This window comes from Leisingera sp. ANG-Vp, assembly GCF_000813725.1.
Taxonomy (GTDB): domain Bacteria; phylum Pseudomonadota; class Alphaproteobacteria; order Rhodobacterales; family Rhodobacteraceae; genus Leisingera.
Map to the genome: position 1 here is coordinate 1 of NZ_JWLD01000055.1, position 15,578 is coordinate 15,578.

General features: G+C 63.9%; 13 protein-coding genes. 7 read left to right on the top strand and 6 right to left on the bottom strand.

Translation table 11 applies throughout. The features are described from left to right. On the top strand, positions 1–237 hold a 237-nt coding region (locus tag RA20_RS25975), incomplete at its 5' end, for a hypothetical protein (RefSeq protein ID WP_039131720.1). Positions 238–283: 46 nt separating this feature from the next. Here RA20_RS25975 and RA20_RS17610 read toward each other — a convergent pair. The 4 genes from RA20_RS17610 to RA20_RS17625 form a co-directional block, all read right to left on the bottom strand. Continuing rightward, positions 284–787: a GNAT family N-acetyltransferase gene (locus RA20_RS17610; RefSeq protein WP_039131844.1), complete on the bottom strand. Its 504-nt coding sequence runs from the start codon at positions 785–787 to the stop codon at positions 284–286. Positions 788–820: 33 nt separating this feature from the next. Beyond that, the gene (locus RA20_RS17615) at positions 821–1,600 is read right to left on the bottom strand and encodes a gamma-glutamyl-gamma-aminobutyrate hydrolase family protein (protein ID WP_039131723.1); all 780 of its coding nucleotides are present in this window, start codon (positions 1,598–1,600) and stop codon (positions 821–823) included. A 168-nt stretch (positions 1,601–1,768) separates the two neighbouring features. Then, positions 1,769–2,197, bottom strand: a complete 429-nt coding sequence (locus RA20_RS17620) for a GlcG/HbpS family heme-binding protein (protein ID WP_039131725.1) — start codon at positions 2,195–2,197, stop codon at positions 1,769–1,771. Between the two features lie 100 nt (positions 2,198–2,297). Beyond that, positions 2,298–4,445, bottom strand: coding sequence for a malate synthase G (locus tag RA20_RS17625; protein ID WP_039131728.1), 2,148 nt, complete (start codon positions 4,443–4,445; stop codon positions 2,298–2,300). Between the two features lie 220 nt (positions 4,446–4,665). Between RA20_RS17625 and pepN the strand changes: the two genes are divergently transcribed. The 3 genes from pepN (at position 4,666) to RA20_RS17640 (ending at position 9,099) form a co-directional block, all read left to right on the top strand. Then, positions 4,666–7,218, top strand: a complete 2,553-nt coding sequence (gene pepN, locus RA20_RS17630) for an aminopeptidase N (protein WP_039131730.1) — start codon at positions 4,666–4,668, stop codon at positions 7,216–7,218. Further along, on the top strand, positions 7,211–7,669 hold the full coding sequence (locus RA20_RS17635; protein ID WP_052249053.1) for a hypothetical protein: 459 nt from the start codon (positions 7,211–7,213) through the stop codon (positions 7,667–7,669). Before pepN ends, RA20_RS17635 begins: the two co-directional genes overlap by 8 nt. A 131-nt stretch (positions 7,670–7,800) precedes the next feature. Continuing rightward, on the top strand, positions 7,801–9,099 hold the full coding sequence (locus RA20_RS17640; protein WP_039131733.1) for a hypothetical protein: 1,299 nt from the start codon (positions 7,801–7,803) through the stop codon (positions 9,097–9,099). Between the two features lie 42 nt (positions 9,100–9,141). On the opposite strand, the gene RA20_RS17645 is transcribed toward RA20_RS17640, so the two are convergent. Then, positions 9,142–11,508 carry a Tex family protein gene (locus RA20_RS17645; protein WP_039131735.1) on the bottom strand — a complete coding sequence of 789 codons (2,367 nt, stop codon included), beginning with the start codon at positions 11,506–11,508 and terminating at the stop codon, positions 9,142–9,144. A 285-nt stretch (positions 11,509–11,793) separates the two neighbouring features. On the opposite strand from RA20_RS17645, the gene gatB reads away from it, so the two are divergent. From gatB to RA20_RS17660, 3 genes are all read left to right on the top strand, one after another. Beyond that, positions 11,794–13,305 carry an Asp-tRNA(Asn)/Glu-tRNA(Gln) amidotransferase subunit GatB gene (gene gatB / locus RA20_RS17650; RefSeq protein ID WP_039131738.1) on the top strand — a complete coding sequence of 504 codons (1,512 nt, stop codon included), beginning with the start codon at positions 11,794–11,796 and terminating at the stop codon, positions 13,303–13,305. A 164-nt stretch (positions 13,306–13,469) separates the two neighbouring features. Beyond that, a complete protein-coding gene (gene pepT / locus RA20_RS17655) occupies positions 13,470–14,711 on the top strand; it encodes a peptidase T (RefSeq protein WP_039131741.1) in 1,242 nt (413 codons plus the stop codon). A gap of 89 nt (positions 14,712–14,800) precedes the next feature. Beyond that, a complete protein-coding gene (locus tag RA20_RS17660; protein WP_039131744.1) occupies positions 14,801–15,280 on the top strand; it encodes a DUF4177 domain-containing protein in 480 nt (159 codons plus the stop codon). Between the two features lie 17 nt (positions 15,281–15,297). Here the strand turns inward: RA20_RS17660 and RA20_RS17665 are convergent, their stop codons facing one another. Next, positions 15,298–15,552, bottom strand: coding sequence for a BolA family protein (locus RA20_RS17665; protein WP_039131747.1), 255 nt, complete (start codon positions 15,550–15,552; stop codon positions 15,298–15,300). Positions 15,553–15,578 lie beyond the last annotated feature (26 nt).

The window sequence follows — 15,578 nt, forward strand, 5'->3', positions numbered from 1 at the left end:
CCCCCCTCCCCGGGCGGGGCGGCGGAACGGGGCAACTCCCCGGACTATGCCGCCCTGCGCAGCCACAGGAGGCCGGAAACCGAAGCCCAAGGGCGGGAGACCCAGGCCCATAGGGGGGGGGCCGGCCACCCGGCCCCCCCCCCAGCGGCGCCTGCGCTGGCAAATGCTCTGTTTGCCCTCACTGGCAAGCGCGCGCGGCAGCTGCCCCTGATGCACATGTTTGATCTGCTGATCTGACCGGGCCGGCGGCCTGCAGTTCAACAGCAGGCCGCAAGCGCCGGTGTCAGTCCAGGATCTTGACCATCCGGTAGTTGTGGATCTTCACACCGCCGCGCTCAAACTCGCGCCGCCGGTCCAACGCAAAACCCATACGCTCAAAAAACCCGCGGGCCGCCTCGCTGGCTTCCACATACAACAGCCCAAGCCCCTGCCGCAGCGCAGCGGCTTCAAGCCTGGCATACAGCGCCGCGCCAGCCCCCTGACCGGCAGCACGCGGATGGCAGAACAGCATGTCGATATGGCCGTCGGCCTCCAGATCTATAAATGCTGCCGGAATGTCCTCACAGTCCGCCGCAACCCAGACTGCCCGCCCGTCCGACATCTTCCGGCACATGGCGTCTGCAGACGGCACCTCCGGGCACCAGGCAGACAGCTGTTCAGGCGTGTAAAACCGGTTTGCAATTCCATGCACCGCCGCATGGAACACATTTGCCAACGCGCCGGCATCTTCTGCCTTGAATTGCCTGATCCTGAAAACCGCCGCCCCGCAATCCGGGCTGGCTGCCATGTCGAACGTCACCAAAACACCTCGAAAAACACTCTAGGCCGATTTCTGCAGCCCTGCCTGCGCCCCGCCTTCAGACCAGGCGCGAACCGCTGTGCCAAACCCTTCAAACAGCGGGCGCGACACCGGATCCGCGGCCGCTTCCCACTCGGGATGCCACTGCACCGACAGGGTAAAGCCCGGTGCATCCTTGATAAAGATCGCTTCCGGCGTGCCGTCAGGCGCATGGCCGTCCACCACGACCCGCGCGCCCGGGCGCTTGATGCCCTGGCCGTGCAGCGTGTTGGTCATCACCTCTTCCGCGCCGAACAAACGGTGGAAGACGCCGCCAGGATTGAACTTAACCGTATGGCGCAGAGCGAATTTTTCCTCCAGAGTGCCGTCCGGCGGCATCCGGTGGTTCATCCGCCCCGGCAAATCGCGGATCTCAGGGTACAAGGTCCCGCCCATCGCCACATTGACTTCCTGAAAGCCGCGGCAGATGCCCAGAAACGGCTGGCCGCGCTCCACACAGGCGCGGATCAGCGGCAAAGTGATCGCATCGCGGGCCCGGTCAAAAGCGCCATGCGCCTCAGTTTCTGCCTCGCCGTATTCATGCGGATGCACATTGGGCCGCCCGCCGGTGAGCAGGAACCCGTCAAACGTGTCCAGCAATTCCGCGACAGTGACAAAACGCGGGTCCGAGGGGATCATCAGCGGCATACATCCCGCAACCTCGGCAATCGCTTCCGAATTCATCGTGCCGCCCGCATGCACGGGATACTGATCGTTGATCAGGTAGGAATTGCCGATAATGCCAACCTTGGGACGCGCCATGTTCCACTCATAAATCTATTTCCTGAAGAAAAACCTAGCTCTGGTCCCTGCCAGGTTCAACAGCCGGCGCGGCGCAACAGATTGTTCACGCGCGCACAGGCTTGGAATCTGACGCAGCGGAACGGCCGCCCCGGCGCATGAAACGGGGCGGCAGAGTGTTCATTTCTCTTAGATTTCGCCTTGCAGCCCTGCAGCTTCGATCCCGGCCACGGCGGCAACCGCATCGTTGTCGGACGTGTCGCCGGTCACACCAACAGCGCCAATCACCGCACCATCGGCACCGCGCACCAGCACGCCGCCCGGCACCGGCACCACCTGGCCGCCGTAGACGCCGTTTACCGCTGCCATGAAGTAGGCCTGGCTCTCCGCCCGCGCCATCTGCGCGGAACCTGCCATCCCCAGCATCACAGACCCATAGGCCTTGCCATGCGCAATCGGGAACCGGCCTGGCGCGGCACCGTCCTCGCGCTCGAACGCCTTCACATGGCCGCCCGCGTCCAGCACCACGGCAGAGAGCGGCTTCAGCCCCATCTCCCGCCCTTTCTCCAAGGCAACGCGAATGATTGTGCGTGCCTGCTCCAGTGAAATTTCTGCCATAGGTCTCCTGCCCTCCGCTAAGCTGACGCCGAAAAAACAAAAAGGAGGCCAAAAGGCCCCCTTTGACTACCCCTTTTTGCAGGGAAACTGTTTTACACGGTCAGTTTGACGCGGCTTCTGCCTTCAGCTCCAAGCGGCGGGCATGCAAAACCGGCTCGGTATAGCCCGAGGGCTGCACCCGGCCTTTGAACACCAGATCGCAAGCGGCCTCAAAGGCAATGGTGTCAAAGCCCGGCGCCATCGCGCGGTAGGTATTGTCGCCGCGGTTCTGCTCGTCCACCACCTTGGCCATCTTGCGCAGGGAGCCCATGACTTCCTCTTCGCTGACCACCCCGTGGTGCAGCCAGTTGGCGATGTGCTGCGCCGAGATCCGGCAGGTCGCGCGGTCCTCCATCAGCCCGACGTCATTGATGTCCGGCACTTTTGAACAGCCAACGCCCTGATCGACCCAGCGCACCACATAGCCCAGAATGCCTTGCGCGTTGTTGTCCACCTCGCGGGCGATCTGGCGCGGCGACCACTTGCGGTAAGTGGCCAGCGGGATTTCCAGGATACCGTCCACATGGGCGCGGCGGCCGCCTGCCTTGAGCTTTGCCTGCACAGCCAGCACATCCACCTTGTGGTAATGCAGCGCGTGCAGGGTCGCAGCGGTCGGGCTGGGCACCCAGGCGCAGTTGGCGCCGGATTTCGGATGCTCGATCTTCTGCTCGATCATCGCCGCCATCATGTCCGGCATCGCCCACATGCCCTTGCCGATCTGCGCCTTCCCGGACAGGCCGCATTCCAGGCCGATATCCACGTTCAGATTCTCATAAGCGCCGATCCACGCCTTGCGCTTGATGAAATCCTTGCGGCTGAAAGGCCCCGCCTCCATCGAGGTGTGGATTTCATCGCCAGTGCGGTCCAGGAAACCGGTGTTGATGAAAGCCACCCGGTGCTTGGCAGCGCGGATGCATTCCTTGAGATTCACCGAGGTGCGGCGCTCCTCGTCCATGATGCCGATTTTCACGGTGTGGCGCGGCAGGCCCAGGATATCTTCGACCTTGGCAAAGATCCGGTCTGCGAATGCCACTTCTTCCGGCCCGTGCATCTTAGGCTTCACCACATAGACCGAGCCATGAGCCGAGTTGCCGCTGTCGCGCTTCAAGTCATGCATGGCGATCATCACAGTGATCATCGCGTCCAGCAGACCTTCAAAAGCCTCCTTGCCGTCGCCATCCAGCACCGCCGGGTTGGTCATCAGATGGCCCACATTGCGGACCCACAGCAGCGCGCGGCCCTTGATCGTCAACTGCGTGCCGTTGGGCGCGGTAAAGCCGAAATCCGGGTTCAGACGGCGGGTGATAGTCTTGCCGCCCTTGTCCAGAACCGCCTCCAGATCGCCCTTCATCAAGCCCAGCCAGTTGGAATAGGCCAGCACCTTGTCTTCGGCATCAACACAGGCCACCGAGTCCTCGCAATCCATGATCGCCGACATCGCGCTTTCCAGCCGCACATCCGCCAGGCCGGCCTGGTCACGGGCGCCAATCGCATGGGCGCGGTCAAACACCAGCTCCACATGCAAGCCATTGTTGCGCAGCAGCACCGAGTCCGGCGCCTTGGGGTTGCCCCGGAAGCCCGCGAATTTCTCCGGCTGCGCCAGCGGCAGGTCGTCGATCAGCAACTGGCCGTCCTGAACATGGTAGCGGCGCACGTCCGCATGGCTGGTGCCGGTGATCGGAAAGGCCTCGTCCAGAAACACCCGCGCCCGCGCCACAACCCGCGCGCCGCGGCCCCGGTCATAACCGCCCTTGGGCGCAGCAGAGCCCATCGCATCGGTGCCATAGAACCCGTCATACAGGCTGCCCCAGCGGGCATTGGCCGCGTTCAGCGCATAGCGTGCGTTGGTGATCGGCACCACCAGCTGCGGCCCCGGCACCTGGGCAATTTCCGGGTCGACATTCTGCGTCTCGATCTCAAAATCCGCACCCTCAGGCAGCAGATAGCCGATGTCCGTCAGAAACGCCTTATAGCCCTCGTGGTCGTGCGGCTTATCCCGGTTGGCGATATGCCAGGCGTCGATCTTGGCCTGGATTTCCTCCCGCTTGGCGATCAGCGCCCGGTTTTCCGGGCCGAAGGTGTTCACCAGCTCCGCCAGGCCCTTCCAGAACGCATCCGCCTCGACACCGGTGCCCGGCAGCGCCTGCTTCTCGATGAACTCCGCCAGCTCCGGCGCAACCTGAATTCCCTGTTTCTCGACCCGGCTCATGCTCTGCTCCTTCCGGCGGTACACCACTGCATGCCGACCTATCTAGGCCAGAAGTTTCCGATCGGCAACAAACCAGCCCCCTTGTGAAACCAAACTCAATTTCTTGTTTTCCAAGAAAGTGCTGCGGATTTTTCCGGTTACTGCCTTCCAGCCGCCATTCCGCTTGCAGTCCCGCCCCTGTCCGCTACACCTGAAGGAAGCAGTGCAGAGGAGAGCGAGAATGGCCAAAGACACGCCCCAGACCTTCTACCTGAAAGACTACACGCCTTTTGGATTTGACGTCGAAAGTGTTCACCTGACCTTCCGCCTGACGCCGGAAACCACCCGCGTCATCAGCAAGATCCGCTTTGCGCCGAAACCGGATGCGGCGGACAAGACCTTCTTTCTGCACGGCGAGGAGCTGCAGCTGATCTCAGCGAAGATCGACGGCCAGGACGCGACACCGGACGTGACCGATAAGGGTCTCACCTGCGCGGTGCCCAGCACTCCCTTCACCTGGGAGGCCGAGGTGGAGATCAACCCGGCCGGCAATACCGCGCTGGAAGGGCTTTACATGTCCAACCGCATGTACTGCACCCAATGCGAGGCCGAAGGGTTCCGCAAGATCACCTATTACCCGGACCGCCCCGACGTGATGTCCACCTTCACCGTCCGCATCGAAGGCGACGAGCCGGTGATGCTGTCGAACGGCAACCCGATGGGCGCGGGCGAAGGCTGGGCAGAGTGGCACGATCCCTGGCCGAAACCGGCCTATCTCTTTGCGCTGGTGGCGGGCGATCTGGTGAACCATCCGGGCAGCTTCACCACCCGGTCCGGGAAAGAGGTGGAACTGAACATCTGGGTCCGCCCCGGCGACGAGAACAAATGCGCCTTCGGCATGGAAGCGCTGAAAAAGTCGATGAAGTGGGACGAGGACGTCTACGGCCTCGAATACGACCTGGAGCTGTTCAATATCGTTGCCGTGGACGACTTCAACATGGGGGCGATGGAGAACAAGGGGTTGAACATTTTCAACTCCTCCTGCGTCCTCGCGTCGCCCGAAACCTCCACAGATGCAAATTTCGAACGAATTGAAGCAATTATTGCGCATGAGTACTTCCACAACTGGACCGGGAACCGGATCACCTGCCGCGACTGGTTCCAGCTCTGTCTGAAGGAAGGGCTGACGGTCTTCCGTGATGCCCAGTTCACCTCTGACATGCGCTCCGAGCCGGTTAAGCGGATCGACGACGTGATTACGCTCCGCGCCCGCCAGTTCCCGGAGGACAACGGTCCCCTCGCCCATCCGCCGCGTCCGGAGCAGTTCCAGGAGATCAACAACTTCTACACCGCCACCGTCTACGAAAAAGGCGCCGAGGTGATCGGCATGCTGAAACGGCTGGTCGGCGATGAGAATTACTACAAGGCGCTGAAGCTCTACTTTGAGCGCCACGACGGCCAGGCCTGCACAATCGAGGACTGGCTGAAGGTGTTTGAGGACGCAACCGGCCGCGATCTGCAGCAATTCAAACTGTGGTACAGCCAGGCCGGCACCCCGCGGGTGAAAGTTTCCGAGGACTACGCCGACGGCACCTATACCCTGACCTTCGAGCAATCGACCCCGCCCACCCCCGGCCAGCCCGACAAGGCGCCGCGGGTGATTCCGATGGCGGTCGGCCTGTTGTCGCCCAACGGTGATGAAGTGCGCGGCACGCAAGTTCTGGAGCTGACCGGGGCGAAGCAAAGCTTCACCTTCGACGGCCTCGCCTCCAAGCCTGTGCCTTCAATCCTGCGCGAGTTCTCTGCCCCGGTGATCCTGGAGCGCGGCACCACCAACGCCGAGCGCGCCTTCCTGCTGGCCCATGACACCGACCCGTTCAACCGCTGGGAAGCGGGCAACGCGCTGGCCAAGGAAACCCGCGTGGCAATGGTGCTGGATGGCGCCGCGCCCGATACCGCCTATCTGGACGCGCTGGAGAAGCTGGTGCGCGACGACGAACAGGACCCGGCCTTCCGCGCCCTGGTGCTGTCACCGCCCAGCCAGGCCGACATCGCCCAGACCCTGCATGAACGCGGCTATACCCCAGATCCGCAGAAGATCTACGACGCTGCCGAAACCTTCACCCAGACCCTGGCACAGCAGCTCGAAACCAGCCTGCCCCGGCTTTATGCCGCGACCACCGTTGAAGGCCCCTACTCCCCCGATGCCGAAGGCGCCGGCAAGCGCGCCCTCAACGGCCGCATCCTGTCGCTGCTGACCCGTCTCGACGGCGGCGAGCAGGCGGCGCGCCAGTATGAGGCCGCCGGCAACATGACCCAGCAGTATGCCGCCCTGGCTGCGCTGCTGAAGGCCGAGAAGGGCGACGCCCAAAGCCAGGCCTTCTTTGATCAATGGCAGGATGACCGGCTGGTGATGGACAAGTGGTTTGCCCTGCAGATCGCTTGCGCGGCGCCGGAAAAAACTGCTGCCGCCGCCGCAGGCCTCACCAAACACGCGCTGTTCGACATGAAGAACCCCAACCGCTTCCGCGCGGTGATGGGGGCGCTGGCGGGCAACCATGCGGGCTTCCACCATGCAAGCGGCGAAGGCTACCAGCTGCTGGCAGACAGCCTCATCGCGCTGGACAAGCTGAACCCGCAGACCACCGCCCGCATGTGCGCCGCGTTCCAGACCTGGAAGCGCTATGGCAGCGACCGGCAGGCGCTGATCCGCGCCCAGCTGACGCGGATCGCCGGCGCTGAGGGCCTGAGCCGCGACACCAATGAAATGGTCACCCGGATCCTGGATGCCTGAGACGCCAGAAACCCTGCCGCCGGCGGAAGACTACAGCTTCTCCCGCCGGGGCCGCACCCCCGCCGCAGTTTTGGCCACCGGCGGCTGGCTGGCAGCGCTGCTGGTGCTGTGGCTGGTGCTGCAGGCCGCCTGGTGGCTGGTTCTTCTGCTGGCCTTGCCGGTACTGCCTGCGCTCGCCGATCTCATCCGCAACCCGCTGGCCGGCCTTAGAATTTCCGGCAGCCGCATCGAATGGTTCACCGGCAGCCTGACCGGCAGCGCCGACCTGGGCGAGCTGGACAAGGTGCGGTTCGACACCCGCTGGGACTTCTCGGTGCGCGCCACCCTGATCCTGCGCAGCGGCCAGCGCATCCGCCTGCCGCAGGAAGCCACCCCGCCCCATACGGAACTGGATGCCGAATTCCAAAAGCGCGCGATCCTGACTCAGCGGCACCACTTCACGGCCTTCTGAACCGCAGCAGCCCGGCCGCACAGGCAGGAATCCGCCTTGGAACCGGAACTTCCCCAGTGCCGCCATCTTTGCGCCCCATTGCCTGACGAAACTGTGAACAACAATAAGCTGCCACTTATCAGGAAGCACGAATGCTCACACCGTCTCGACAGGCGCGGGATCTCTTGTCCCGGATTTCCGGCAAGGTTTCCAGCCGTATCCGGCCCGCTGCACGCCCGGAACCTGCTCCTTCTCCCGCCCCCTCCCCGGCCCCGGCGGAGGAGCTGCTGACCCGGCCGCTGGAGGACAGCCTGTCGATCCCTGTTTGCAGCAGCGAAGACGACCCGGACAGCACCGGTGCCCAGAACCGCGGCCAGTTTCTGGCCCGCCAGGAGCGCTGGGAGGACCTGTCCCGCCAGATCCGGGAGGCGGATGAGGCCCGCACCGCTACCCGCTGCGGGCTGCCTGTTGCCGACCTGATCGCCTATGGCGCCCGCGCCGATGTGGTGAACGCCACCGAGCACGCCCTGGCCGAGGAAGAAGACGCCAGCAGCCGCAGCCTGATCCGCGGACTGATGGCCTTTGAAGCCCTGCGCGCCGAGCACCGCAATGACCCCTATCTGACCGCCCTCGTGGCGCTGGCCCATATCGATATCGGCTGGGCCTGGCGCACCCCTGGCAAGGGCCAGGCGGCGGACCCGTCCAGCCGGCACCGCTGCGCCGCCCATTTCGACCGCGCCGCCGCCCTGCTGCAGCCGCTGGCGGACGGCAGCTGCAACAGCCCGTTCCTCAAAGGCGCCCAATGTTCTCTGCTGGCCGGGCACAATGGTGAAGCCCTGCAGGTGGCCGATGAGTTCAGCGCTTTGATCGACCTTGCCCCAAACAACCACCGCCACATGCGCACCCTTGGCACCCATATGCTGCCGCGCTGGTCGGGCTCTTATGCCGCGCTGGAACTGGAGGCCCGCCGCACCGCTTCGCGCACTGAAGGCATCTGGGGGGCCGGCGGCTACACCTGGGTCTACTTCGACGCCATCACCATCGACGACCAGGCCTGTGCCCGGGTCGATACGCGGTTCTTCCTGGACGGGCTGCGGGACATCGTTGCCGCCAACCCCTCGCAGGACATGATCAACCTTCTGGCCGCCTATTGCACCGTCACCCTGCGCAAGGGCCTGGGGCAGAACCTGCAGGCCGACGTGCCGCGGCTGAAGATCGCCGAGGCAGCGGACTGGCTGATCCGTGACCATCTGAAAGAGCTGCACCCGCTGGTCTGGGCCCATGCCGCCGAAGGATTTGACAACAGCGCCCGCATCACCTCGCTCAGCCGCTTTGCCGCCCGCGGCCATGCCGGCGCACTGCAAGCCATCGCCGGGCAGTTCCGCGAGGAAATCGAAGGCGGCCAGAAAGTTGCCTTCACCGAAAAAGGCCTGCAGTTCAGCCCGGCCTAACCTCTGACCGGGCTGCAGAAACGGGGCCAACGCCCCGTTTCGTCACTTCTTCTTGAACGCATCCATCAAGGCCGCGCCCAGCGCGCCGGTGCTTTGGCCCGCGCCTTGGCCGCCTTGCTTGCCGCCCTTGGGACCGGCAGACATCTTGCCCCGGCCGCCCTGGGGCCCGCCCGGCTTGCCGCCGCGGCGCGGCCCGGTGTTCTTGGAAGGCCCGCGGGCATTGCGGTCTTCCTTGGCCGAGGCACCGCCGTCCTTGCGCATGGTCAGGCCGATACGCTTGCGCGGCACGTCCACCTCGGTGACGGTCACCTTTACCACCTGGCCGGTCTTCACCACCTCATGCGGATCTTTGACAAACCGGTCCGCCAGCTGGCTCACATGCACCAGCCCATCCTGATGCACCCCGATATCCACAAAGGCGCCAAAGGCCGCCACATTGGTCACCGTGCCTTCCAGCACCATGCCGGGTTTGAGGTCGGTTATCTCCTCCACCCCGTCTTTGAACGACGCGGTGACAAACGACGGGCGCGGATCGCGGCCCGGCTTCTCCAGCTCCTGGAAAATGTCGCGCACCGTGGGCAGGCCAAAGCTGTCGCTGACAAAATCCTCAGCCCGCAGCCCCCGCAAGGCGCTCTCATCCCCCATGATCTGGCGGATGTCACGGCCGCACGCCGTCACAACCTTGCGCGCCACATCATAGGCCTCGGGGTGGACCGAGGAAGCATCCAGCGGCTCCTTGCCGTCCCGGATCCGCAGGAATCCTGCGCACTGCTCGAACGCCTTGGGCCCCAGCCGCGCAACCTTCAGCAACTCCCGCCGCGACTTGAAGGCGCCGTTCACGTCACGATGCGCCACAATCGCCTCTGCCAGCCCGGGGCCAAGGCCCGAGACATGGGAAAGCAGCGGCGCAGAGGCCATGTTGAGATCAACACCAACGGCGTTCACCACATCCTCGATCACCGCCTCCAGCGATTTCGACAGCTTATGCTGGTCCACATCGTGCTGGTACTGGCCGACGCCAATGCTTTTGGGTTCGATCTTCACCAGTTCCGCCAGCGGATCCTGGAGGCGCCGGGCAATCGAAACCGCGCCGCGCAAAGAGACATCCAGATCCGGAAACTCCCGCGCCGCCAGCTCGGAGGCGGAATAGACCGAGGCGCCAGCCTCGCTCACAACCACTTTGGTTGGCGCCTTCACCTTGGCCGGCAGATGCTTCAGCACCTCCGCCACCATCCGCTCGGTCTCGCGGCTGGCGGTGCCGTTGCCGATGGCAATCAGCTCCACGCCGTGCTCGGCGATCAGTTTCACAATCGATACCTGCGCCCCGCGCAGATCATTCTTGGGCTGAAACGGGTACAAGGTCTCGGTGGCCACCAGTTTCCCGGTTGCATCAACCACTGCCGCCTTAACGCCGGTGCGAATGCCCGGGTCCAGCCCGAGAGTCGGCCGCGCACCGGCTGGCGCTGCAAAGAGCAGGTCTTTGAGGTTGCGCGCAAAGACCTGAATGGCGTCCTCCTGTGCGCGGCCGCGCAGATCGCCCATCAACTCCAGCATCATCGACAGGCTCAGCTTCACCCGCCAGGCCCAGCCCGCCACCTTGCGCAGCCATATGTCGCCCGACCCATTGCCGCCCGCGCCCAGCACCGCGGCGACCATCGCCTCAGCCCGCGCAGCGCCCTCTTCCGGCTCGGGGCCAACATCCAGCGTCAGCACACCTTCGTTTGAGCCGCGCAGCATCGCCAGCGCCCGGTGCGAAGGCACATCCGCCCAGCGCTCGGAATGGGCAAAGTAATCCGCAAACTTGGCGCCTTCCTGCTCTTTGCCCTCAACCACCTTGGCCATGACCACCGCCTCGCGCTGCAGAAACTCCCGCAGCCGCCCCAGCAGCTCAGCATTTTCGGTCAAACGCTCGGTCAGAATATCCCGCGCGCCATTGAGAGCGTCCTTCACCGTCGCAACAGCTTCAGTGACATAACCCTCTGCCAGCTTTTCCGGGTCTGCGCCCCGATCCCCCAGAATAGCCTCCGCCAGCGGCTCCAGCCCGTTTTCGCGCGCAATCATCGCCTTGGTGCGCCGTTTGGGCTTGTAGGGCAGATAGATATCCTCCAGCTGCGCCTTGGTCTCCGCCCTGGCAATCGAAGCCGCCAGCTCATCCGTCAGCTTGTCTTGGCCCTTAACCGATTCCAGAATCGCGGCCCGCCGCTTCTCCAGCTCGCGCAGATACTCCAGCCGTTCCGCCAGTGTCCTCAGCTGGCTGTCATCCAGCCCCCCGGTCGCTTCCTTGCGGTAGCGCGCAACAAAGGGCACCGTCGCCCCTTCATCCAGCAGCGCGACGGCCGCACTCACCTGTTTCGAACTGGCGCTGATTTCACCGGCAATGGTCTGGCTGATACGGGCGGATGTGTCCAAGGCGGCCTCCTGATATTCTGCTCGGGCTGCCAGTTCTAGCCCCGCAGCCCGCCGCCGCCAAGGGGGGCAATCAAAGCCCGGCAGCCGATCGCTAAGGGCGGCGCCCGTCCCGAGGGTGGGCGTGAAGCGCCCGCCCATGGGGGCGGGACGGGCGCCGCCCGGGCCTGCGGCCCGCGCAAAGGGCAAATCAATGTACCCTTCCACCCGTCATTGCCCCCTTGCCCCTGCCCGCACACAAGCCTAGAACGCTTGCCAACCAAGGACATTCGGATACGGCGGAAAACCATGCTCGACCTGACATATGAACTCCCCAAGCCCAAGGTGATCGCGGGCGCCAAGCATGACTGGGAACTGGTCATCGGCATGGAGGTGCATGCCCAGGTCAGCTCCAATGCCAAGCTGTTCTCCGGCGCCTCCACCAAGTTCGGCGCCGAGCCGAACTCCAACGTGGCCTTTGTCGACGCGGCGATGCCCGGCATGCTGCCGGTGATCAACGAATACTGCGTCGAGCAGGCGGTGCGCACTGGCCTGGGCCTCAAGGCCGACATCAACCTGTGGTCCGCCTTTGACCGCAAGAACTATTTCTACCCCGACCTGCCGCAGGGCTATCAGATCTCGCAGCTCTACCACCCGATCGTCGGAGAAGGCGAAGTTCTGGTGGAACTGGGCGACGGCACCGCGCGCAACGTCCGCGTCGAGCGCATCCACATGGAGCAGGACGCCGGCAAGTCGATCCACGACATGGACCCCAACATGTCCTTCGTGGACCTGAACCGCACCGGCGTCTGCCTGATGGAAATCGTCTCGCGCCCCGATATCCGGGGGCCCGAGGAAGCCGCCGCCTATATCGCCAAGCTGCGCCAGATCATGCAGTATCTGGGCACCTGCGACGGCAACATGCAGAACGGCAACCTGCGCGCGGACGTGAACGTTTCTGTCTGCCTGCCCGGCCAGTACGAGAAATACCAGGAAACCCAGGACTTCTCGCATCTCGGCACCCGCTGCGAAATCAAGAACATGAACTCGATGCGCTTCATTCAGCAAGCGATTGAGGTCGAAGCGCGCCGCCAGATCGCCATCATCGAAGCCGGCGGCGAGGTCGAGCAGGAAACCCGTCTGTACGATCCGGACAAGGGCGAAACCCGCTCCATGCGCTCCAAGGAAGAGGCGCATGACTACCGCTATTTCCCCGACCCCGACCTGCTGCCACTGGAAATCGAGCAGGCCTGGGTGGACGACATCGCCGCCAATCTGCCAGAACTGCCGGACCAGAAGAAAGCGCGTTTCATCGGTGACTTCGGCCTCAGCGACTATGACGCCTCGGTGCTGACCGCCGAAGTGGAAGCCGCAGCTTACTTCGAAGAAACCGCCAAGGGCCGCAGCGGCAAGCTGGCTGCCAACTGGGTGATCAACGAGCTGTTCGGCCGCCTCAAGAAAGACGATAAAGGCATCACCGACAGCCCGGTCTCGCCCGCGCAGCTGGGCGGCATCATCGACCTGATTGCCTCGGACGCCATCTCCGGCAAGATCGCCAAGGACCTGTTCGAGATCGTCTATACCGAAGGTGGCGACCCGGCGCAGATCGTCGAAGAGCGCGGCATGAAGCAGGTGACCGACACCGGTGCCATCGAGACCGCCCTGGACGAGATCATCGCCGCCAACCCGGCGCAGGTGGAAAAGGCCAAGGTGAACCCGAAACTGGCAGGCTGGTTTGTCGGCCAGGTGATGAAGGCCACCGGCGGCAAGGCCAACCCCAAGGCGGTGAACGAGCTGGTCGCCAAGAAACTGGGCGGCTGATCCCAGCCGGAAACGGATTGCTGAAGGGCGCCCCAAGGGTAAAACCGGGGCGCCCTTTTCTGTTCATTATAGCCAGGCGGTCACGATCAAGCCTGAGCACTGGCTTCCCTGCCTTGACCTTCGCGTCTGCAGCCGCTTTGTTCCTGCCAGTTTCAGGAGGTTTCATGACACGCAATTTCGATCAGGAACTCGAGGACCGTTTGGTCCGCTACGCGGCTATCGACAGCCAGAGCGATGAAAACTCACCCAGTTCTCCCAGCACCGAAGTGCAATTTGATATGCTGCACCTCTTGCAGCAGGAATTGCAGGAGATCGGCGCCCAGGATGTAAAGCTGACCGACTGCGGCGTGGTGCTGGCCACCATTCCCGGCACGGTGGAAGGCCCCACTATCGGCCTGCTCGCCCATGTAGACACCGCGCCGCAATTCAACGCCTCCGGCGTCAAGCCGCGGGTGATCAAAGGTTATAACGGCGGTGACATCACCTTCCCCGATGACCCCCACTTGGTACTGTCGCCGGCTGATCATCCTTATCTGGCTCAGAAGCAAGGCGATGATCTGGTCACAGCCTCCGGCACCACGCTCCTGGGTGCCGACGACAAGGCCGGCGTTGCCATCATCATGACCATGGCCCGCCATCTGCTGCAGAACCCTGATCTGAAACACGGGCCGGTCCGGATCGCCTTCACCCCGGACGAGGAAATCGGCCGCGGCGTCACCGAACAGCTGCCAAAAGATCTGGGCGCCGATTTCGCCTATACGCTGGACGGCGGCGAGCTGGGCGAGATCGAATACGAAAGCTTCAGCGCCGACCGCGCCGTGGTCAGGATCACAGGCGTCTCAATCCACCCCGGCCTTGCCAAGGAGAAGATGGTCAACGCCGCCCATCTGGCCGCCAAGATCGTCCAGACCCTGCCGCAGGCCACGATGACGCCGGAAACCACCGACGGGCGCGAGGGCTTCATCCATGTGACCGACATGAACGGCGGCTCCTCGGAGATGGAGATCAAGCTGATCCTGCGGGACTTTGAACTCGACGGTCTGGCCGCCAAGGGCGACTTGCTGCGCAAGGTCTGCGAGGCTGTGCAGGCCTCGGAGCCCCGCGCCGAAATCACCTGCGAGATCAGTCACCAGTACCGCAATATGCGCTATTGGCTGGAGAAGGACATGACCCCCGTGGACCTCGCCCGCGATGCCTGCCGCGCACATGGGATCGAGCCCGTCTCCGTGCCGATCCGCGGCGGCACCGACGGCTCCCGCCTGACTGAGTTCGGCGTCCCGACGCCGAATATCTTCACCGGCATGCAATGCATTCACGGCCCCAAGGAATGGATTTCGGTGCAGGACATGGCCAAGGCCACGGAAGTCTGCCTGACCCTCGCGCAGTTGGCAGCGGAAAAGGGCTGACACCAGACGCGGCGGGCTCTTCAGGACATCCCGCCGCTTGACCCTTCTCCCCTATCCGCTAAACCTGCCCACTGAGACAGGAGACGTTCATGCAAGCTTTTGAGTACAAGGTTGTTCCCGCCCCGGCCAAGGGCACCAAGGCGAAAGGGGTAAAGACACCCGAAGCACGCTTTGCCAATTCGATCGAACTCCTGCTGAATGAGCTGGCCGCAGAAGGCTGGGAATTCCAGCGCGCCGAACTGCTGCCCAGCGAAGAGCGCTCGGGCCTCACCGGCTCCACCACCAACTGGCGCAATGTGATGGTGTTCCGCCGCGCCCTTGCCGCAGAACCGCTTGCCGAAATTCCACAGCAAGAAGCTGCGGCTCCGGCGCCGGAGTTCCGTCACAACGAACCGCCGCTGACCGCCGCGGCTGGCGATCCGCAGGCACCGCCGGAAGCGGCCCAGGTACCAGGCCCCGGGGCTGCAAAGATGCAGGCAGATGACGGTGTCGAAGAGCTGAGCCCGGTTTCCGGCATGACCGCCGCGCTGAAAAAGCGGGCCGAGCAGAAAGGCGACGGGGAGGACTGATCCTCCCCTTTTTCTGATTACGCTCCGATATCCAGTGCCAGCGCGTGAATGCGCGGCACGATATCCCCCAGCGCCTTGTGCACGGCACGGTGCTGCGCCACCCGGTTCATGCCCTGAAAGGCCCCGGCCCGGATCATCACCGCAAAATGGCTCTCGCCCGAGCCGTCATCGCCGGCGTGGCCTGCGTGTTTGTGGCTTTCATTCACCACCTCCAGCGCGGTCGGGGCAAAGGCCGCCTGCAGCGCTGTCTCGATTTCGGTCTTCACGTCCATTTTCCGCTCATCCCCATATTTTTTCT